Genomic DNA, 20816 nt, shown 5'->3' with positions numbered 1-20816 from the left:
ACACTCATTGGCATAAAAAAAAGCCCTCCGAGGAGGGCTTTCTTAGATCGAGTATGGATTAGTTATCCACAGACTCGTCTTCAACCAAGTCTTTCATAGACAGCTTGATGCGGCCGCGTGGATCAACTTCCAACACTTTAACTTTAACCACATCGTCCATGTTGACGTAATCCGTCACTTTCTCAACGCGCTTGTTGTCGATTTGAGAGATGTGAACCAGACCGTCTTTACCTGGCAGGATGTTAACGAACGCGCCGAACTCTTCGATACGAACCACTTTACCTTCGTAGATTTTGCCTACTTCAGCTTCAGCGGTGATGGCTGTTACACGATCAGTTGCCGCTTTCGCAGCCGCTTTGTCCGCCGCGTAGATACGTACAGTACCGTCATCGTCGATGTCGATCATCGCGCCAGTCTCTTCGGTCAGAGCACGGATAGTCGCGCCGCCTTTACCGATCAGATCACGGATCTTCTCTGGGTTGATCTTCATCTGAGTCATTGCCGGAGCGTTATCTGGCAGTTCAGGACGAGCGTAACCGATCACTTTAGCCATCTCTTTCAAGATGTGGCTACGTGCATGGAACGCCTGATCCAGTGCGATTTCCATGATCTCTTCAGTGATACCTGTGATTTTGATGTCCATCTGCAATGCAGTAACACCGTGCTCAGTACCCGCTACTTTAAAGTCCATGTCACCCAGGTGGTCTTCGTCACCCAAGATGTCAGTCAGAACCGCGAAGCCGTCTTCTTCTTTAACAAGCCCCATTGCGATACCCGCAACCGGTGCTTTAAGAGGAACACCCGCATCCATCATGGCCAGAGACGCACCACACACTGAAGCCATAGAGCTTGAACCGTTCGATTCAGTGATCTCAGACACGATACGGATGGTGTAAGGGAACTCTTCTTGTGTTGGCAGCATTGCCGCAACACCACGACGCGCCAAGCGACCGTGACCGATTTCACGACGACCTGTTGCACCCATACGACCCGCTTCACCTACAGAGTAAGGAGGGAAGTTGTAGTGCAGCATGAAGGCATCTTTCTGTTCGCCTTCCAGTGCGTCGATGATCTGCTGATCGCGTGCTGTACCCAGAGTACAGGTAGCAATGGACTGAGTCTCACCACGGGTGAACAGTGCAGAACCGTGAGTGCCTTTCAGAACGTCGATTTGAACATCGATCGGGCGAACCGTTTTGTTATCACGACCGTCGATACGTGGCTCACCGTTTACGATGCGCTGACGTACGATTTTCTTCTCAAGAGAGCTAACAACGCCAGCGACTTCTTTATCAGAAGGCTGACCTTCTTCTTTGCCAGCCAAAGCTTCAACGGCTTTAGCGCGCAGTTCGTTCAGAGCGCCTTGACGCTGCATTTTGTCAGCAACTTGGTAAGCATCAGCGATACCTTGACCAACCAAGTCCGTTACCTGAGCGATCAGAGCTTCGTTTTTAGCCGGAGCCGTCCAATCCCACTGAGGCTTACCAGCTTCAGCTTTCAGTTCGTTGATGGCGTTGATCGCAACCTGCATTTCGCTGTGTGCAAACAGAACAGCACCCAACATTTCATCTTCAGTCAGCTCTTGTGCTTCAGATTCAACCATCAGGACCGCGTCATTCGTACCCGCAACCACCATGTCCAGTTCAGAGGACTTCAGTTGCTCGTAAGATGGGTTCAGAAGGTAGCCTTCGTCTTCAGTGAAGCCAACACGAGCTGCACCGATTGGGCCTAAGAATGGAATACCAGAAATAGACAATGCAGCCGATGTACCGATCATCGCAGCGATATCTGGATCGTTCACCTTGTCCGCAGACATCACAGTACAGATTACCTGAACTTCGTTCATGAAGCCTTTCGGGAACAGAGGACGAATAGGACGGTCGATCAAACGAGACGTCAACGTCTCTTTCTCAGATGGACGCGCTTCACGTTTGAAGAAGCCACCAGGGATACGACCTACAGCGTAGTATTTTTCTTGGTAGTGAACCGACAGAGGGAAGAAGTCTTGACCTTCTTTCATCTCTTTAGCGCCAACCACAGTACACAGTACTTGGTTGCCGCCCATAGTAACCAATACAGCACCGGTTGCTTGACGCGCCACGCGGCCTGTTTCGATAGTGACTTCTTGGCCACCGTACGTAAAAGTTTTAGTAACCGTATTAAACACGATTGTCTCCTTTGTGAGTGATAAAACTCCGGAGATCGCTGCGATTCATCAAAAAGGTAAAGCCAGTACTCAGTTAAACCCGCCTTGAAGGCTTAATTGAGTACAGGCTGACAAATGCAGTACGACATCTCGGAGGCTGATAAAAATTGGGGCCATACAACGATGGCCCCAATGGAGTTTTGCTTAGCGACGCAGACCCAAACGGCCGATCAGCTCAAGGTAGCGATCCGCATCGTTCTTTTTCAGGTAGTCCAGCAGTTTACGACGCTGGTTTACCATGCGAATCAGACCACGACGTGAGTGGTGATCGTGCTTGTGTGATTTAAAGTGGTCTTGCAGACCAGTGATGTTTGCAGTCAGCAGGGCTACTTGAACTTCAGTAGAACCCGTATCCGCTTCACCACGACCAAAATCAGCAACGATCTGCGCTTTTTGTTCAGCTGTTAACATAACAGTTACTCCAATTGTAATATGCAGACGGACTTTGCCGCCGGTTAAATGACACGACCTACCGAGCATATTTTCAGTGGATCGTCAGGGGCCAGTAGGTTGCCCTACTCACCCAATAAAAAAGGACCTTATTTGCGAACTTGACTGCTCAGTAGACGCGTCGGTTTTAACACAGCATCTTCGTCTACCCGACCAATGCCTAAGAACACATCGGTGTCCGCTTCATGTAATCGAACCATCTCGGACGGCTCAAATTGCACAGGAAACATTCGACCTTGGCGAATCAAATCGCTTTCAGCTTTTGGCAACACTAATAAAGGTTTATCTTCAATAGCGGCCCAGGGCGGTAATAATAGCGCATCCAAACGCGTTTGTATGCTATCTACCGATTCATCTTCAAACTTTGGTTGGGAAATCTCGGTCAATTGATCCAACGTCAGCATTTGATCAGCGGTGAACGCGCCGGTTTGCAGTCGACGTAGCATCGAAACGTGTGCACCGCAGCCCAGCTCTAACCCAAGATCCTCTACAATAGAACGGATGTAGGTCCCCTTAGAGCAATACACCTCAAGGTCGATCTCATCGCCACGAAAATCGAGCAGTTCAATAGAGTAAACCGTCACTTGACGCGGTTTTACCTCAACCTCTACGCCTTTTCTTGCCAACTTATACAGCGGCTGGCCATTAAACTTCAACGCCGAGAACATGGAAGGCACTTGTTCAATCTCGCCCTGAAAGCGCGCCTGTAACAACGCATCAATCGATTCTTTTGTTAAGCCTTCGGGTACCGGTTTGGTTTCAACCACTTCGCCATCAGCGTCGCTACTGTTGGTACGAATACCAAGCTTTGCGGTCGTGCGATAGCGCTTATCAGAATCGAGCAACACCTGAGAGAATTTAGTGGCCTCGCCCAAGGTGATCGGTAAAAGCCCAGTAGCCAACGGATCTAAGGCTCCGGTATGCCCAGCTTTGGCGGCATCAAATAAGCGCTTCACTTTTTGCAAAGCAGCATTAGAGGTGATGCCTTGAGGTTTATCTAAAAGAAAAATGCCGTCTATAAGACGGCCTTTTGAACGCTTACCCAACTGTTATTCCTCGTTGTCAGCGTCTTTGTCGCGCAGTTCCCGCGATGCCTTTTCGATCAAGCTGTGCAAGTGACGACCACGCTCTACACTTTCATCAAAGTGGAAGCGCAGTTGCGGCATCACACGCAGTTTGATCTCTTTCGACAACTCGTGACGCAGGAAGCCCGCCGCATTGCGTAACGCCTCTAAAGAAGCAGCTATGGATCCGGCCTCATCCTGATCACCTAACGGTAATACGGTAATGTACACATCAGCATAGCCCAAATCTTTAGCCACTTTTACGTGACTGATGGTGACCATGCCCATGCGTGGGTCTTTGATCTCGAACTGAATCAGCTGAGCCAGATCACGTTGGATCTGGTCAGCAATTCGGTCGGTTCGTTTAAAATCTCGAGCCATAATGACCTGATTTATAGGGTTCGTTGTACTTCGATGGTGGAGTAAACCTCGATTTGGTCACCCACTTTAACATCGTTGTAGTTCTTAACGCCGATACCACACTCCATACCTTGACGGACTTCGGCAACGGCGTCTTTAAAGCGACGTAGGGATTCAAGCTCACCTTCGTAGATAACCACGTTATCACGCAGTACACGGATACGCTTGTTACGGTAAACCGTACCTTCGGTCACCATACAACCAGCAACCAGACCCAGTTTTGGTGAACGGAATACGTCACGTACTTCAGCCACACCTACGATTTCCTCCCGGAATTCTGGTGACAGCAGACCAGTCATCGCTTGTTTCACGTCATCAATGATGTCGTAAATAACGCTGTAGTAACGAAGCTGGATGCCTTCACGTTCAATGATGGCTTTCGCTTGCGAATCCGCACGAACGTTAAAACCAATAACCAAGGCTTCAGAAGCCAGCGCCAAGTTGGCATCGGTTTCGGCGATACCACCAACACCGCTTGATACGATGGTTACTTTTACTTCGTCAGTAGACAGATCTTCCAACGCTTGAGTCAAAGCTTCCAATGAACCACGAACGTCGGCTTTCAGTACGATGTTCAGTGTCTTAACGTCACCGGCTTGCATGTTCGCAAACAGATTTTCAAGCTTAGAGGCTTGTTGACGTGCCAGTTTCACTTCACGGTATTTGCCTTGGCGGAACAGAGCGACTTCACGAGCCTTCTTCTCGTTCGACACCACGGTGAATTCATCACCGGCTTCTGGCGTACCGTCCAGACCTAAGATCTCAACTGGAATCGCTGGGCCTGCTTCATCGACGCTCTGACCGTTTTCATCCAGCATCGCACGAATACGACCATAATGAAGACCCGCCAAAACGATGTCGCCCTTACGCAAGGTACCGTTTTGAACCAGCAAGGTGGCTACAGAACCACGGCCTTTATCCAGACGAGATTCAACAACAACACCCTGACCCGGTGCTTCAGGTACCGCTTCAAGCTCCAATACTTCGGCTTGCAACAGAATCGCTTCTAGCAGCTCATCGATACCCTGACCGGATTTCGCAGAGACATGTACGAACTGTACGTCACCGCCCCAATCTTCAGGGATAACATCACGCTGAGCCAATTCGTTTTTAACACGATCAGGATCAGCTTCTTCTTTATCGATCTTGTTGATGGCAACCACCAAAGGTACGCCTGCAGCACGGGCGTGCTGGATCGCTTCCTCTGTTTGTGGCATCACACCGTCATCGGCGGCAACCACCAAGATAACGATATCGGTCAGCTTAGCGCCACGTGCACGCATCGCGGTAAACGCGGCGTGACCTGGAGTATCCAAGAAGGTCACCATGCCGTTATCGGTTTCAACGTGGTAAGCACCAATGTGCTGTGTGATACCACCGGATTCTCCGGCTGCAACACGCGTACGACGGATGTGGTCAAGCAAAGAAGTCTTACCGTGGTCAACGTGACCCATCACGGTTACGATCGGTGCTCGACCCGCGCTCGAACCTTGCTGAGCCTTCACGTCTTCCATCAAGGCTTCTTCAATCGCATTCTCTTGCAGAGGCTTAGGCTTATGGCCCATCTCCTCAACCAACAGAACCGCGGTATCTTGATCGATGACTTGGTTAATGGTCGCCATAGCGCCCATTTTGAACATCACTTTAATGACTTCGGCTGCTTTTACAGACATCTTCTTGGCAAGATCTGCCACGGTGATGCTTTCCGGAATCGTAACTTCGTGCACTTTTGGCGCCTGTGGTTCGTTAAATCCGTGTTGGTTATTTCGGTTCTGCTTCCGCGCGCCACCTTTTGATGGGTTGCGAGACAGCTTACCGCCGCGACGATCATCACGACCTTCGAAATCATCTTTACGACCACCGCGGGATTTAGAATTACCGCGTCGGTCTTCGCTCTTGAAGTTTTTCTTTCCGTCGTCGCGGGGGCGCTCAGCCGGACGGGCTTTTTTGCCCTTAGGAGCCACTTCATCGTAACCGCCTTCAGAAGAAGCCTCTTCTTTTGCTTCTACTGCCGGAGCTGCTTTTGCTTGTTCAGCCACTTTTTTCGCCATTTGTTCGGTTTCAAGACGCGCTTTTTCTTCGGCTTCTTGACGCGCTTTCGCTTCTGCTTCCGATTTCAGCTTTTCCAGTTCGGCCGCTTCAGACGCTGCTTTATTCTCAGCTTCTTGACGCGCTGCTTTCTCTTGAGCTTCCTGGCGTGCTTTTTCTTCTGCTTCGGCTTTTAAACGCTCCTCTTCAGCTTGTTTCGCTGCTTGAGCATCGCCTTCTACATCTTCACGCTTCACGTATGTACGTGTTTTACGCACTTCAACGTTAACGGTCTTCTTCTTACCAGAAGCACCCGCTACTTTAAGTTGTGACGTTGTTTTGCGTTTTAAAGTGATTTTACGAGGCGAGCCGGACTCGTCTTCGTCTTCACCATGGGAACGCTTCAGGTGCGTCAATAAGGATTGGCGCTCCGATTCCGTTACCATTGATTCTTCATTTTTACCTGCAATTCCCGCTTCCTGCATCTGAGCTAATAAGCGCTCAACGGGAACACCAACCACTTCGGCAAGCTGTTTTACGGTAAGTTCTGCCATATTGGTATTTCTCCTCCGTTGAATTAAGCTTCATCTGCAAACCATGGAGCACGCGCAGTCATAATCAACTCTGCAGCACGCTCTTCGGTCATCTGATCGATCTCTAACAACTCTTCAACAGATTGCTCAGCCAGATCTTCCATCGTGGTTACACCGCGTGCGGCCAGTTGGAATGCCAACTGACGATCCATGCCATCCATTTCCAACAGATCCTGTGCAGGTTCTGCATTTTCCAGTTGTTCTTCATTCGCCAGAGCCATGTTTAACAAGGCATCTTTTGCACGGGTACGAAGCTCATTAACAATATCTTCATCAAAACCGTCGATCTCTAACATCTCATCGACCGGTACATAAGCGACCTCTTCCAAAGTGGTGAAGCCTTCTTCAACCAGAACACCAGCAACATCTTCATCAACATCTAGGTGGTTGATGAACACATCCATTACAGATCCGCGCTCTGATTGTTGTTTCTCGTTAGCCTCAGCTTCAGTCATAACGTTCAGTTCCCAGCCAGTAAGCTCGGATGCCAAACGTACGTTCTGACCGCCTCGACCAATCGCCATTGCCAACGCATCTTCCGCGACAGCAACGTCCATAGAATGGGTTTCTTCATCAATGATGATGGATGCCACTTCAGCAGGCGACATCGCGTTAATCACCAACTGAGCTGGGTTATCATCCCACAAGATGATATCAACGCGCTCACCGCCTAATTCGTTCGATACCGCTTGAACACGCGCACCACGCATGCCCACACACGCACCCACAGGGTCGATACGGCCATCGTTTGTTTTCACCGCGATCTTGGCACGAGAACCTGGGTCACGCGCCGCCGCACGGATTTCAATCACTTCTTCTGCGATTTCAGGCACTTCAATGCGGAAAAGTTCGATCAGCATTTCTGGGCAAGTACGGCTTAGGATCAACTGAGGGCCACGGCCTTCTGCGCGCACTTCAGCCAGAACGGCACGCACACGATCACCCATGCGGAACACTTCGCGAGGCAATACATTGTCGCGCGGTAAAAGCGCTTCGGCGTTGTTACCGAGGTCCACAATGATGTTATCGCGCGTTACTTTTTTCACGCTCGCAGAGATCAGCTCACCCAACTTATCGCGGTACAGATCAACCACTTTCGCACGCTCAGCTTCACGTACTTTTTGTACGATAACTTGCTTAGCGGTTTGTGCTGCAATACGGCCAAATGCAACCGATTCAACCTGTTCTTCATGGATATCACCAGGCTGAAGCTTGGAGTCGATCTCTTCTGCTTCTTGCATGGTTAATTCAGTACCCAGCATTGGGACTTCGTCGTTGCTCACTACGGTCCAACGACGGAACGTCTCGTAATCCCCAGTGGCACGATCAATAATGACTTTAATATCGGCGTCTTCTTCATAACGCTTCTTCGTCGCCGTTGCCAGAGCAAGCTCGATGGCTTCAAAGATGACACCCTTCGGTACATCCTTTTCATTAGAAACGGCTTCTGCAACCAATAAGATCTCTTTATTCATGCTGTTGCCTCGCTTAAACCTCGAAAGTGCCTTAAAACTGCGGAATAACTTGCGCGCGATCGATCAGATCAATCGGCAGTAAAAATTCATCTTCGTCAACAACCAATAGGATGTCGTCGCCTTCAACACCATTGAGCATGCCTTTAAAGTTACGACGCCCTTCAAACGCCAGACGTAGTTTAATGCTCACTTTGTGACCTTTAAACTGCTCAAACTGCTCAAGTGTATAAAGAGGACGATCCATTCCCGGAGACGAAACCTCGAGCGTGTACTCACCTGCAATCGGGTCTTCAACATCTAAGACACCGCTGATTTGGTGACTGACAGCAGCACAATCATCGACGTTAATGCCATCAATTTCTTTATCAATGTACACGCGTAAAACGCTGTGTTTGCCTTGAGAGATCAAATCAATCCCCCACAGCTGGCAATCCATTGATTCAACAACGGGTTGCAGCATCTCCTGAAGCGCTTTCAGTTTGGCTGACACGTATTAAAACCTCGGTGTGACGGAGTTAAGAAACAAAAAATGGGCCACATTGGACCCATTTCTGTAAACAACAAACTTAAACCACAGCTACGAAAAAGCCCCTAAAAGGGGCTTCTCGATAAAGTGGTAGCGGGGGCTGGATTTGAACCAACGACCTTCGGGTTATGAGCCCGACGAGCTACCAAGCTGCTCCACCCCGCATCAGAAACTGGTGCATACTATACAGAGTATGCGACTGTATTGCAAATGGTGCCCAAGGCCGGACTCGAACCGGCACAGCCGTAGGCCACTACCCCCTCAAGATAGCGTGTCTACCAATTCCACCACTTGGGCAAAAAAACGTTTACTCAGTTGTCGGAATATCCGACTCAGCTGGAGATGATGGAGTTTCTGATTCCAAAACAGGAAGCGCACTCTCATCAACTTGCTGTTCAATCACTGTAGCAGAAGGAATACCCGCCTCAGAGATTGTAGAAGCTTGCTGCTTGGCGTAGTACGCCAATGCAAAACTGGTCAAGAAAAGACCCGTTGCCAAAATAGCTGTACCACGGCTCAATACGTTACCTGAACCTTGGCTACCGAAAACGGTTTGAGAAGCGCCGCCACCAAAGGCTGCACCGGCTTCCGCACCTTTACCCTGCTGCAGCATTACTAACGCAATAATCGCGATTGCGAGGATCACATGTACTGCAAGGATGATTGTTTCCATTATTCTGCCTGCTTTTCTTACTTAACTGCTGCTGCACAGATGGTTAGGAAGTCATCTTTCTTTAAAGATGCACCGCCAACCAAACCGCCATCAATATCGTTTTGGGCGAACAGCTCTTGTGCGTTAGCTGCATTAACGCTGCCCCCGTAAAGCACTTTCACTGTATCTGAAACCTGACTTCCTACCTGTTCAGATACCACGCCTCGAATAAAAGCATGGATCTCCTGTGCTTGTTCAGGAGACGCTGTCTTACCTGTACCAATCGCCCAAACTGGCTCATACGCAATGACCACGTTGGACCAATGATCTGGCGACAACTTAGAAACACCTTCAACAACTTGAGTTCGAATGACATCAAAGTGAGCATTCGAATCGCGCTCTTCAAGGGTTTCACCTACACACAAAATCGCAGTCAAACCCGATTCGCATGCAGCTAAAACTTTTTTACTGATCAGCTCATCCGTCTCACCAAACAGCGCACGGCGTTCGGAGTGGCCTAGGATAACAAACGAGCAACCCGCTGACTTCAGCATGCTAACGGAGAGTTCTCCGGTAAAAGCACCTGATGTCTCATAATGGGCGTTTTGAGCCCCAACATTGAGCTGTTCTGCTGATCGCGCCATGTCGCTTAAGAACACAGCAGGAGGACATAACAACACATCGACACTTGGATTTTCTTTAGCGAAAGCATTCAACGAAGGCACCATCTCTTCAATCAGAGTGGACGTACCGTTCATTTTCCAGTTGCCTGCTACCAAGGCTGTGCGCATATAGCCCTCCTTTAAGAGGCGCAAATAGTATCGGAGTTCCCTTTAGCTGACAAGCATTTCCAGCGTTTTTTCTACTTGCTTCGCCAATGCCTCACAGAGCGTTTGGATCTGTTCTGGATTACTTCCTTCGATCATCACACGAACCAAGGGCTCAGTCCCAGAAGGCCTCAATAATACACGCCCTTCATTCCCCAATGCTTGCTCGGTTTCTGCAACCGCCTTGGCAATGGCATCAATGGACATCACATCTACTTTCTTGGCCATCCGCACATTGATCATCACCTGAGGCATTTTATCCATTTCAGATTTGAGATCATGCAGTGACTTGTCGGTTTCCTTCATAGCGCGCAAAACTTGTAGTGCCGAAACCGTACCATCCCCTGTCGTCGTTAAATGCTTACACACGATGTGACCTGAGCTTTCACCACCCAACAACCAACCATGTTCTTGGAGACGCTCCATGACATATCGGTCTCCGACTTTGGCACGTTCAAATGGGATACCCAACTGCTTGAGCCCTTGCTCTAGGCCAAAGTTGCTCATTAGCGTACCCACGACACCACCGATCAGCTCTCCGCGGGCCTGCATCTGCTTAGCGATGATGAAGATCGCTTCATCACCATCAACCACTTCGCCTTTGTGATCGACCATAATCAGTCGATCACCATCACCATCCAACGCAATACCTACGGCCGCTTGTTCAGCTTTGACAATATTGATCAAGCGTTGCGGATCCGTCGCGCCACAACCTTCATTGATGTTAAGGCCATCTGGGGAGGAAGCGATTTCAACCACTTCGGCACCCAGCTCTTCAAGCACACGAGGGGCAACGTGATAAGTCGCACCGTTTGCGCAGTCCAGAACGATCTTCATGCCCTGTAAACTGAAACCAACCGGTACGGAGGATTTACAAAATTCGATGTAACGTCCCGGCGCATCCGGCACGCGTTTAGCACGCCCCAGATCGCCCGACTCAACCGTGGTCATCACAAGATCCATCTGAGCTTCGATTGCATGCTCAATGTCGTCAGGTAACTTGGTGCCTTGGGATGAGAAAAACTTAATGCCGTTATCTTCAAACGGGTTATGCGATGCTGAAATCACAATACCGGCGTTGGCATGAAAGGTGCGTGTTAAATAAGCAATGGCAGGGGTTGGCATCGGCCCCAGCAGCAACACATCAACACCCGCAGCGGATAAGCCCGCTTCCAGCGCTGATTCAAACATATAGCCTGAAAGGCGTGTGTCTTTACCAATCAGAATTTTGCAACGGCCTTCTCGGGCAAAGACCTTACCGGCCGCCCAACCCAGCTTGAGCATGAAATCAGGGGTAATAGGAAACTTACCCACATGGCCTCGAATACCATCGGTACCAAAATAACGTTTTGACACGTATTAATCCTCTACGTACATAATTGCTTCAATCATTTTGACCACATCCACTGTCTGGGCCACATCATGGACTCGAATGATCTTAGCGCCCTTCATGACACCCATCGCCACGGTCGCTAGACTCCCGTACAGGCGCTCATTAACGGACTTATTCAGTGCCTGACCAATCATCGACTTCCGAGATGTACCCACGAGCAAAGGTAAATTGTTAATCTGGATATTCTCCAGATGCTTCATTAACTGGAGATTATGATCGAGTGTTTTTCCAAATCCAAAGCCTGGATCTAAACATAGTCGATCTAATTCAATTCCGGCTTCAAGACACAGCATTACTCGCTCTTGTAAGTAGGTGCTCACTTCCTCAAAAACATTCTTATATACCGGGTGGTCTTGCATGGTAAGGGGCGCCCCCTGCATATGCATCAAACACACCGCCATATCCGTTTGAGAGGCCGCATCGATAGCGCCTGGCCTTGAAAGCGCTCGCACATCATTAATCAGCCCTGCCCCTAACTTGCTGGATTCGAGCATTAACTCTGGCGTACTGGTATCAATGGAAATAACGACATCCAGCTCTTTGGCAATCAGTTCAACGACCGGCAGTACTCGATCAAGCTCCTCTTGGACGCTGACAGGGTCTGCACCAGGGCGCGTGGACTCGCCACCGACATCAATGACGGTTGCACCTTCATCCACCATCTCTGCGGCTCTTACCAATGCTTGATTAGTGATCAATTGACCACCCTCATGGTAACTACCGCCATCCGAAAACGAATCTGGTGTGACGTTCAATATACCCATTACATGAGCGCGGTCGAGTTCTAGCGTGCGCTTCGCACAGCGTAATTGATCCATGACATCCTACTTACAATAAAAAAACCGGGCGCGATGTCCCGGTTTATATCAAATTTACCTGCGTTTTTACATGTTACGCCGGTTTACCATCTTCACCCGATAGGCCTGTATCAGCCTCATCGTTTGACTTAGGCGTATCCGTTTCTGACTTTGGAGCCTCATCATCCGATGCCGGAGCACTACCCGACGGAGTTGATGAATCGTTATCATCTACCCATCCATCGGGAGATGTCACAGGCTTACGCGCCATCAGCTCATCAATTTGGCTGCTGTCGATGGTTTCGTATTTCATCAATGCCTGAGTCATCGCTTCCAAGATATCGCGGTTATCAACCAATAGCTTGTGCGCATGGCTGTAGCAATCATCGATGATCTTACGAACCTCTGCATCAATACGGTTTTGAGTCGATTCAGATAGCGGCTTAGCTGGCTGACCGTACCCACGGCTAAACGGATCACTGTCTTCATCGTCGTACAACAATGGACCCAGCTCATCAGATAAGCCCCACTTAGTCACCATGCTACGCGCAAGGCTGGTTGCACGCTGGATATCATTCGATGCACCGGTAGTAACACCCTCTTTACCCAACGTCATTTCTTCCGCAATTCGTCCACCGTACAGTGAGCAAATGTTGGAAATAATGGTTTGACGGCTATGACTGTAGCGGTCTTCCTCTGGTAGGAACATAGTGACACCCAAAGCGCGACCACGAGGAATGATCGACACCTTGTACACAGGGTCATGCTCAGGCATCAAACGACCAACAATCGCATGGCCTGATTCGTGATAAGCCGTGTTCAGTCGCTCGCTGTAAGACATCACCATAGACTTACGCTCTGCGCCCATCATGATTTTATCTTTAGCGCGCTCAAACTGATCCATTCCAACAATGCGCTTGTTCTCACGAGCAGCAAACAAAGCCGCTTCGTTCACCAAGTTTGCCAAATCAGCACCCGAGAAACCTGGGGTACCACGGGCAATCAGCTCAGGCTTAACGTCATCACCAATCGGCACCTTACGCATGTGAACTTTTAGGATTTTCTCGCGCCCGCGAATGTCCGGCAATCCAACGTTCACTTGACGGTCAAAACGACCTGGACGCAGCAGCGCAGGATCAAGTACGTCAGGACGGTTAGTCGCGGCAATGACGATGATGCCTTCAGTGCCTTCGAAACCATCCATCTCCACCAATAATTGGTTCAACGTTTGCTCACGCTCATCATTGCCACCGCCCATACCAACGCCACGGTGACGACCTACGGCATCGATCTCATCAATGAAGATGATGCAAGGGGCGTGTTTTTTGGCTTGATCGAACATGTCACGGACACGGGATGCACCCACACCGACAAACATTTCAACAAAGTCCGAACCTGAAATACTAAAGAAAGGCACCTTCGCTTCACCCGCAATCGCTTTAGCAAGCAAGGTTTTACCAGTACCGGGGTTACCGGACATTAAGACGCCACGTGGAATATGACCACCAAGACGCTGAAATTTACCCGGGTCACGCAAGTAATCGACAAGCTCTTTCACTTCTTCCTTGGCTTCTTCGACACCAGCAACATCTTCAAAAGTCGTTTTGATTTGGTCTTCACTCATCATGCGAGCTTTCGACTTACCAAACGACATTGGTCCGCCTTTACCGCCACCGCCTTGCATCTGGCGCATGAAGAACATAAAGATCGCAATGATGATCAGAATCGGGAAAGAGGCAACCAGAAGCTGAGTCCAGATGCTTTGTTGCTCTGGCTGCTTACCTTCAATGGTCACGTTGTGCTGCAGAAGGTCATCTACCAGTTTAGGGTCCTGAAGGGCAGGACGCACAGTGGTGAACTTTTCTCCATTGGTGCGAGTACCTTGGATTGTGTAACCATCCACAATCACTTTTGCCACTCGGTCATTCTGAACTTCTTCAATGAACTTAGAATAGTTGAGTGTTTGGGAACTCGTCTCGGTACTGAAGTTATTGAACACCGTCAGTAGCACAGCGGCAATAACAAGCCAAAGTACCAAGTTTTTAGCCATATCGTTCAAAAGACAACCCTCGAAATAATCGCTTTGTAACCTGTACTATATCAGGTTCACTTTTCTTAGGTACAGGTCACTTAAAACCTACACCAATTATGTATACCTCACGCGAGCGAGCGCGTGATGAGTCAGGCTTTCGCGTCACTACTTTTTTAAAGTGTGTACGAACATCGGCCATATATTGATCAAACCCTTCACCCTGAAACACTTTAGCAACAAAACTCCCGTTTGGCTTTAGCACTTCCCGGGCCATATCGAGCGCAAGCTCCACCAAATACATGGCAGCCGGCTGATCAACCGCATTGTTACCACTCATATTGGGGGCCATATCGGAAATTACAACGTCTGCAAGCTCACCATCCATCACATTGAGGATCTGATTCAGGACCGCTTCCTCGGTGAAGTCGCCTTGAATGAACTCAACCCCGGCCAGCGGGCTCATCTCCAAAATATCGGACGCCACGACTCGGCCATTGTCGCCGACCAGCTCAGCGGCTATCTGTGACCAACCGCCTGGTGCAGCACCAAGATCAATAACGGTCATACCCGGTTTAATCAGCTTATCTTTTTCGTTGATCTCAATGAGCTTAAAGCTCGCACGTGAGCGATACCCATTCTCTTTGGATTTTTTGACGTATTGATCGTCAAAATGTTCCTTCAACCAACGACCACTGCTTTTTGATCTGGACACGAATGTTTCCTGCTTGTTTTACCCAGTACAAGACTGTTGTAAAATTACGTTTTTGATGTGGATTATCCACCCCAACGAGTAAAGTATTCTAATATGGCCCTAACACCTGAGCAAAAAAAGCAATACCGAACCATCGGTCACAGCCTTAATCCACTGGTCACTGTCGCAGGCAAAGGCTTGTCAGAGAACGTTCAGTTAGAGGTCGATCGAGCTCTGGAAGACCATGAGCTGATCAAAGTGAAGTTCGCTGTTGGTGACCGTGATGTTAAACGCCAACTGATCCGTGAACTGTGCGAGATTGTCGAAGCCACACTGGTTCAAGAGATCGGTAACATTGCTTTGCTGTACCGTCCTGCGGTAGAGCCGAATCCAAAACTGTCTAACTTGCTGCGCTAATCGCAACGCGTTATACAAAAAAGCCGCCCTAGGGCGGCTTTTTCATGCCTGCACGATCAGATGTGCAGAACTTCTTCGATCTCGTATTCAACAAAACCTTTCGGAGTTTGAATACTGGCGATTTCGCCCTCGGACTTACCGATCAACCCACGCGCGATAGGTGAGTTAACCGAGATCTTGCCCGCTTTAATGTCAGCTTCGTCATCACCTACGATTTGATAACGAACCGTCTCGTCCGTATCGCAATTGATGATGACCACTGTTGTACCAAAAATGACCTTACCCGAGTTCGGGATAGCTGCAACGTCAATCACTTGAGCGTTTGACAATTTGCCTTCCAGCTCGGTGATACGCCCTTCGATAAAGCCCTGCTCTTCGCGGGCCGCATGATACTCAGCGTTCTCTTTAAGATCGCCGTGTTCACGGGCATCCGCAATGGCCGCGATAACACGCGGCCGATCAGCGGTTTTTAGGCGATCAAGCTCTTCACGAAGGGCTTTCTCGCCACCCACTGTCATGGGTACTCGACTCATTAAAAACTCCTTTTAGTGCAGGTCTTGGAGGCGGCGAACCACTTTTTCTTCGCCATATTCCAATGCTTTCACAATTGCGTCTGCACCTGCCAGTGTCGTTGTGTAAGGCACTTTATTCAGAAGTGCGCTGCGACGGATCTCAGCAGAGTCCGCGATCGCTTTGCGACCTTCAGTCGTGTTAACAACGTACACAATTTCATTGTTTTTGATCATATCGATGATGTTCGGGCGACCTTCGGTCACCTTGTTCACCACATCGACTGACAAACCTTGCTCCTGCAAGAAGCGCGCTGTACCGCCTGTTGCCACTAAGGTGAAACCTAGGTTAATCAGGGACTTCGCAACAGAAACAGACTCAGCTTTATCCACATTACGTACTGACATAAATGCACGTCCTGGCTTAGGCATCTTCTCGCCTGCGCCAATGGTCGCTTTCATGAAGGCTTCACCGAAGGTTTCACCTGTACCCATAACTTCACCAGTCGACTTCATTTCAGGCGACAGGATAGGGTCAACACTTGGGAACTTGTTGAACGGGAATACCGCTTCCTTAACATTGAAATGCTTAGGAATAATCTCTTCGGTAAAGCCGATTTCCGCCAATTTTTTGCCGGTCATGACCAGTGCAGCCACTTTCGCCAGCGATACACCGATGCACTTAGAAACAAACGGCACGGTACGTGAGGCACGAGGGTTAACCTCGATCACGTAAATTTCGCCGTCTTGGTAAGCCAGCTGACAGTTCATCAGACCGACAACGCCCAACTCAAGTGCCATCTTTTTCACTTGCTCGCGCATCTCATCCTGCACATCAGCGGGTAAGCTGTATGGAGGGAATGAGCAAGCCGAGTCACCTGAGTGAACACCCGCTTGTTCGATGTGCTGCATGATCGCACCGATCACAACCGTTTCACCATCAGAAACAGCATCGATATCTACTTCGACCGCGGCATTCAGGAATCGATCCAACAAGACTGGCGCTTCATTTGACACCTGAACGGCATCGTTCATGTAGCGGCGCAGCTCGTCTTCTTTATAAACGATCTCCATAGCGCGTCCGCCCAATACATATGATGGGCGAACAACCAGCGGGTAGCCGATTTTCTCAGCTTCGATGATTGCTTCTTCTAAAGATCGAACAGTCGCGTTATCCGGCTGTTTCAAACCCAGACGCTTCAGCATTTGCTGGAACTGTTCGCGGTCTTCAGCACGGTCAATTGCTTCTGGTGTAGTACCGATGATAGGAACGCCCGCTTGCTCAAGCGCAACGGCTAATTTCAGTGGTGTCTGACCACCAAACTGCACGATAACGCCAGCCGGTTTTTCTACGTTGACGATCTCAAGCACGTCTTCCAACGTGATAGGTTCGAAGTAGAGACGATCTGAAGTGTCGTAGTCCGTTGATACCGTTTCAGGGTTACAGTTAACCATGATGGTTTCAAAGCCGGCTTCACGCGCCGCAAATGCCGCGTGCACACAACAGTAGTCAAACTCGATACCTTGGCCGATACGGTTAGGACCGCCACCGATAACCATGATTTTCTTGTTATCGGTAGGTTGTGACTCACACTCTTCCTCGTAGGTTGAGTACATGTAAGCCGTGTCTGTCGCAAATTCAGCCGCACACGTATCAACACGCTTGTACACCGGATGGATGCTCAAGCTTTGACGATGTTTACGAACCTGTTTCTCACTGACGCCCAACAATTTAGCCAGACGCGCATCGGAGAAGCCTTTACGCTTCAAGCGGAACAGCTCTGAGTAATCCAAAGCACTTAAGCTCATTTCAGAGACTTTTTGCTCTTCTTTGATCAGGTCTTCTACTTGAACCAAGAACCACGGATCGATACCGGAGTAGCCGTAAAGCTCTTCAACGCTCATACCTAGACGGAAAGCATCACCTAAGCACCAAATACGTTCAGCGCCAGGTTGCTTCATTTCGCGGATGATGTCATCGCGCGCATCTTCGCTGTTCAGATCCACGATAGGATCAAATCCAGTAGCACCCACTTCAAGGCCGCGTAGCGCTTTCTGCAACGATTCTTGTTGCGTACGGCCGATGGCCATTACTTCACCTACGGACTTCATCTGAGTGGTCAGACGATCGTTCGCTTGCGGGAACTTCTCGAAGGTAAAGCGGGGAATTTTCGTGACGACATAGTCGATGGATGGCTCGAAAGAAGCCGGCGTTGCACCACCTGTGATGTCGTTCTTAAGCTCGTCTAGCGTGTAGCCAACCGCCAATTTAGCCGCGACTTTAGCAATCGGGAAGCCAGTGGCTTTCGATGCCAAAGCGGATGAGCGAGACACACGAGGGTTCATCTCGATCACAACCATACGACCCGTTTTTGGATCAACACCAAACTGAACGTTAGAACCGCCTGTTTCAACACCGATTTCACGCAGAACAGCCAAGGATGCATTACGCATCAGCTGATATTCTTTGTCCGTCAATGTTTGCGCCGGTGCTACGGTGATCGAGTCACCTGTGTGAACACCCATCGCGTCAAAGTTTTCGATTGAGCAGATGATGATGCAGTTGTCGTTCTTATCACGAACCACTTCCATCTCGTATTCTTTCCAACCGATCAAGGATTCGTCGATCAGCAACTCATTTGTTGGTGATAAGTCCAGACCACGCTCACAAATTTCTTCAAACTCTTCGATGTTGTAAGCGATACCGCCACCGGATCCACCCATAGTGAACGATGGTCGGATAATGCATGGGAAGCCCAGTTGAGCTTGAACCTGCAACGCTTCTTCCATGCTATGAGCAATGGCCGAACGCGGGCATTCAAGACCGATGTTTTTCATCGCTTTGTCAAAACGATCACGGTCTTCGGCTTTGTCGATGGTATCGGCGTTTGCACCGATCATCTCAACACCGAACTGCTCAAGTACACCTTCACGTTCTAAGTCCAGTGCACAGTTCAATGCGGTTTGGCCGCCCATGGTAGGTAGCAATGCATCTGGGCGTTCTTTTTCAATGATTTTCGCAACTGTTTTCCAGTTAATAGGCTCGATATAAGTCGCATCAGCCATGGCCGGATCAGTCATGATGGTCGCAGGGTTAGAGTTAACCAAAATAACTCGATAACCCTCTTCGCGCAGTGCTTTACACGCCTGAGCTCCAGAATAGTCAAATTCGCAAGCCTGACCGATGATGATCGGACCTGCGCCAAGAATCAAAATACTGTTTATGTCCGTACGTTTTGGCATTCTATAAACCGGTCAATATCTGAATTAAAAGGCAGACTGAGTATCAGTCACGTTCAGGCACGCTTTGCGGGCGCCATTTCTCGAATGAATCGATCAAACAGCGGAGCCACATCATGAGGGCCTGGACTTGCTTCAGGGTGTCCTTGGAAACTGAATGCAGGTCGGTCTGTACGCTCGATGCCTTGAAGAGATCCGTCAAACAACGAAGCGTGAGTAGCGCGCAAGGTTGATGGCAAGGTTTCTTCATCTACAGCAAAACCGTGGTTTTGGCTGGTGATCATCACCTGTTTTGAATCCAAATCTTGAACAGGGTGGTTCGCACCGTGGTGACCAAATTTCATTTTCACGGTTTTAGCACCCGAAGCCAACGCTAACAGCTGGTGACCTAGGCAGATGCCGAAAACGGGAATTGAAGTGGTATCACAAATCGTTTTAATGGCTGAAATCGCGTAATCACACGGCTCTGGATCGCCAGGACCGTTCGATAAGAAGACTCCATCCGGGGACATGGCCAGTACTTCTTCAGCAGAGGTTTGCGCTGGTACTACGGTTAATTTACAACCACGTTCTACCAACATACGCAAAATGTTCGTTTTTACACCGTAATCGAATGCAACGACATGATAAGGCAGCTCACTCTCATCACGCTCTTCGTGTCCTACACCCAGCTTCCATGTGGTAGAGCGCCATTCAAAAGATTCTTTCGCAGAAACTTCTTTGGCCAAGTCCATTCCTTTAAGACCCGGGAATTGTTTTGCAGCGTCTAACGCAGCTTGCTCGTCGATCTCGCCCGCCATGATGCAACCATTCAGCGACCCTTTTTGACGCAAAATACGCGTTAATTTTCGCGTGTCGATCTCAGCAATACCAACAATATTGTTGTCTTTAAGGTACTGATCCAGTGTTTTTTGCTGTCGGAAGTTACTAGCAGTCAACGGCAAATCACGGATGATGAGGCCAGCAGCCCACGTCTGATTAGACTCAACATCTTCATCATTCGCGCCCACATTGCCAATATGTGGATAAGTCAGCGTAACTATTTGCTGACAATATGATGGATCCGTCAGAATTTCCTGATAACCGGTCATGGATGTGTTGAACACCACTTCTCCAGTGGATTGACCATCCGCGCCAATAGCAATACCCTTGAAAATGCTACCGTCTTCAAGAGCCAGAATGGCTGGTCTCGTCAATTGAACCTCCCCCGCGCGAGCTGCGACATACAGAATACGATGTGATACCTGAAAAAAAACGAGGGTAAACCTCGTCTTTTTTGGCAAAATTTAGAATTTGCAATTACTGCAGATAAATCGGCGGTATTTTAGACGAAGGTGCTTTGAGTGTCCATTGTAAGTGACCGGACCTCATCGCCCTTTCCAAAGATAACGCTCTTACTAGAATGAAAAAACCCCGATCACAGAGTGACCGGGGTTCCGTATAAAAGCTTGGCGATGACCTACTCTCACATGGGGAGACCCCACACTACCATCGGC

General features: G+C 49.2%; 17 protein-coding genes and 2 tRNA genes. 1 reads left to right on the top strand and 18 read right to left on the bottom strand.

Features of this window, described 5'->3' with window-relative positions:
- Positions 1 to 58: 58 nt before the first annotated feature.
- The 15 genes from pnp to rlmE form a co-directional block, all read right to left on the bottom strand.
- A complete protein-coding gene (gene pnp, locus ACXAF9_RS16670) occupies positions 59 to 2167 on the bottom strand; it encodes a polyribonucleotide nucleotidyltransferase (protein WP_475076128.1) in 2109 nt (702 codons plus the stop codon).
- 183 nt (positions 2168 to 2350) lie between these two features.
- On the bottom strand, positions 2351 to 2617 hold the full coding sequence (rpsO, locus tag ACXAF9_RS16665) for a 30S ribosomal protein S15 (protein ID WP_475076124.1): 267 nt from the start codon (positions 2615 to 2617) through the stop codon (positions 2351 to 2353).
- A 128-nt stretch (positions 2618 to 2745) separates the two neighbouring features.
- Positions 2746 to 3702 carry a tRNA pseudouridine(55) synthase TruB gene (truB, locus tag ACXAF9_RS16660; RefSeq protein WP_475076121.1) on the bottom strand — a complete coding sequence of 319 codons (957 nt, stop codon included), beginning with the start codon at positions 3700 to 3702 and terminating at the stop codon, positions 2746 to 2748.
- Positions 3703 to 3705: 3 nt separating this feature from the next.
- Positions 3706 to 4101 carry a 30S ribosome-binding factor RbfA gene (gene rbfA / locus ACXAF9_RS16655; RefSeq protein ID WP_475076120.1) on the bottom strand — a complete coding sequence of 132 codons (396 nt, stop codon included), beginning with the start codon at positions 4099 to 4101 and terminating at the stop codon, positions 3706 to 3708.
- An 11-nt stretch (positions 4102 to 4112) separates the two neighbouring features.
- Positions 4113 to 6722, bottom strand: a complete 2610-nt coding sequence (gene infB / locus ACXAF9_RS16650) for a translation initiation factor IF-2 (protein ID WP_475076118.1) — start codon at positions 6720 to 6722, stop codon at positions 4113 to 4115.
- 23 nt (positions 6723 to 6745) lie between these two features.
- On the bottom strand, positions 6746 to 8236 hold the full coding sequence (gene nusA, locus ACXAF9_RS16645; RefSeq protein ID WP_475076116.1) for a transcription termination factor NusA: 1491 nt from the start codon (positions 8234 to 8236) through the stop codon (positions 6746 to 6748).
- Positions 8237 to 8267: 31 nt separating this feature from the next.
- Positions 8268 to 8726: a ribosome maturation factor RimP gene (gene rimP / locus ACXAF9_RS16640; RefSeq protein ID WP_475076113.1), complete on the bottom strand. Its 459-nt coding sequence runs from the start codon at positions 8724 to 8726 to the stop codon at positions 8268 to 8270.
- Between the two features lie 124 nt (positions 8727 to 8850).
- Positions 8851 to 8927: transfer RNA gene (locus ACXAF9_RS16635), tRNA-Met, on the bottom strand.
- Between the two features lie 46 nt (positions 8928 to 8973).
- Positions 8974 to 9059 (bottom strand) — tRNA-Leu (locus ACXAF9_RS16630).
- Between the two features lie 10 nt (positions 9060 to 9069).
- Complete coding sequence (gene secG / locus ACXAF9_RS16625; protein WP_475076110.1) at positions 9070 to 9435, bottom strand: preprotein translocase subunit SecG; 366 nt, start codon at positions 9433 to 9435, stop codon at positions 9070 to 9072.
- A gap of 17 nt (positions 9436 to 9452) precedes the next feature.
- Positions 9453 to 10205, bottom strand: coding sequence for a triose-phosphate isomerase (gene tpiA / locus ACXAF9_RS16620; protein WP_475076106.1), 753 nt, complete (start codon positions 10203 to 10205; stop codon positions 9453 to 9455).
- A 42-nt stretch (positions 10206 to 10247) separates the two neighbouring features.
- On the bottom strand, positions 10248 to 11597 hold the full coding sequence (gene glmM, locus ACXAF9_RS16615; protein ID WP_475076103.1) for a phosphoglucosamine mutase: 1350 nt from the start codon (positions 11595 to 11597) through the stop codon (positions 10248 to 10250).
- A gap of 3 nt (positions 11598 to 11600) precedes the next feature.
- On the bottom strand, positions 11601 to 12452 hold the full coding sequence (folP, locus tag ACXAF9_RS16610) for a dihydropteroate synthase (protein WP_475076101.1): 852 nt from the start codon (positions 12450 to 12452) through the stop codon (positions 11601 to 11603).
- A 73-nt stretch (positions 12453 to 12525) separates the two neighbouring features.
- Positions 12526 to 14481 carry an ATP-dependent zinc metalloprotease FtsH gene (ftsH, locus tag ACXAF9_RS16605; protein WP_475076190.1) on the bottom strand — a complete coding sequence of 652 codons (1956 nt, stop codon included), beginning with the start codon at positions 14479 to 14481 and terminating at the stop codon, positions 12526 to 12528.
- Between the two features lie 76 nt (positions 14482 to 14557).
- Positions 14558 to 15175 (bottom strand): 23S rRNA (uridine(2552)-2'-O)-methyltransferase RlmE, encoded by a 618-nt coding sequence (gene rlmE / locus ACXAF9_RS16600; RefSeq protein WP_475076097.1) that lies wholly within the window; start codon positions 15173 to 15175, stop codon positions 14558 to 14560.
- Positions 15176 to 15268: 93 nt separating this feature from the next.
- Between rlmE and ACXAF9_RS16595 the strand changes: the two genes are divergently transcribed.
- A complete protein-coding gene (locus tag ACXAF9_RS16595; protein WP_475076094.1) occupies positions 15269 to 15571 on the top strand; it encodes a YhbY family RNA-binding protein in 303 nt (100 codons plus the stop codon).
- A gap of 56 nt (positions 15572 to 15627) precedes the next feature.
- Here ACXAF9_RS16595 and greA read toward each other — a convergent pair whose 3' ends face one another.
- The 3 genes from greA to carA are packed head-to-tail and all read right to left on the bottom strand — an operon-like array spanning position 15628 to position 20516.
- Positions 15628 to 16104: a transcription elongation factor GreA gene (greA, locus tag ACXAF9_RS16590; RefSeq protein ID WP_475076091.1), complete on the bottom strand. Its 477-nt coding sequence runs from the start codon at positions 16102 to 16104 to the stop codon at positions 15628 to 15630.
- Positions 16105 to 16116: 12 nt separating this feature from the next.
- Complete coding sequence (gene carB, locus ACXAF9_RS16585; protein ID WP_475076088.1) at positions 16117 to 19323, bottom strand: carbamoyl-phosphate synthase large subunit; 3207 nt, start codon at positions 19321 to 19323, stop codon at positions 16117 to 16119.
- Positions 19324 to 19376: 53 nt separating this feature from the next.
- Entirely contained in the window at positions 19377 to 20516 is a 1140-nt protein-coding gene (carA, locus tag ACXAF9_RS16580; protein ID WP_475076085.1) for a glutamine-hydrolyzing carbamoyl-phosphate synthase small subunit, read from the bottom strand.
- Positions 20517 to 20816: the final 300 nt, after the last annotated feature.

Source organism: Neptunomonas sp. ABH4_499, assembly GCF_056160565.1.
The sequence above is the reverse complement of the archived record's forward strand: the minus strand, read 5'-3'. Positions and strand labels throughout refer to the sequence as shown.

Bases quoted from the DNA above. Each gene is read 5' to 3' on its own strand.
- greA (WP_475076091.1), bottom strand. From the start codon at position 16,104: ATGAGTCGAGTACCCATGACAGTGGGTGGCGAGAAAGCCCTTCGTGAA.
- secG (WP_475076110.1), bottom strand. From the start codon at position 9,435: ATGGAAACAATCATCCTTGCAGTACATGTGATCCTCGCAATCGCGATT.
- infB (WP_475076118.1), bottom strand. From the start codon at position 6,722: ATGGCAGAACTTACCGTAAAACAGCTTGCCGAAGTGGTTGGTGTTCCC.
- nusA (WP_475076116.1), bottom strand. From the start codon at position 8,236: ATGAATAAAGAGATCTTATTGGTTGCAGAAGCCGTTTCTAATGAAAAG.
- ftsH (WP_475076190.1), bottom strand. From the start codon at position 14,481: ATGGCTAAAAACTTGGTACTTTGGCTTGTTATTGCCGCTGTGCTACTG.
- rbfA (WP_475076120.1), bottom strand. From the start codon at position 4,101: ATGGCTCGAGATTTTAAACGAACCGACCGAATTGCTGACCAGATCCAA.
- ACXAF9_RS16595 (WP_475076094.1), top strand. From the start codon at position 15,269: ATGGCCCTAACACCTGAGCAAAAAAAGCAATACCGAACCATCGGTCAC.
- carB (WP_475076088.1), bottom strand. From the start codon at position 19,323: ATGCCAAAACGTACGGACATAAACAGTATTTTGATTCTTGGCGCAGGT.
- rpsO (WP_475076124.1), bottom strand. From the start codon at position 2,617: ATGTTAACAGCTGAACAAAAAGCGCAGATCGTTGCTGATTTTGGTCGT.
- tpiA (WP_475076106.1), bottom strand. From the start codon at position 10,205: ATGCGCACAGCCTTGGTAGCAGGCAACTGGAAAATGAACGGTACGTCC.
- folP (WP_475076101.1), bottom strand. From the start codon at position 12,452: ATGGATCAATTACGCTGTGCGAAGCGCACGCTAGAACTCGACCGCGCT.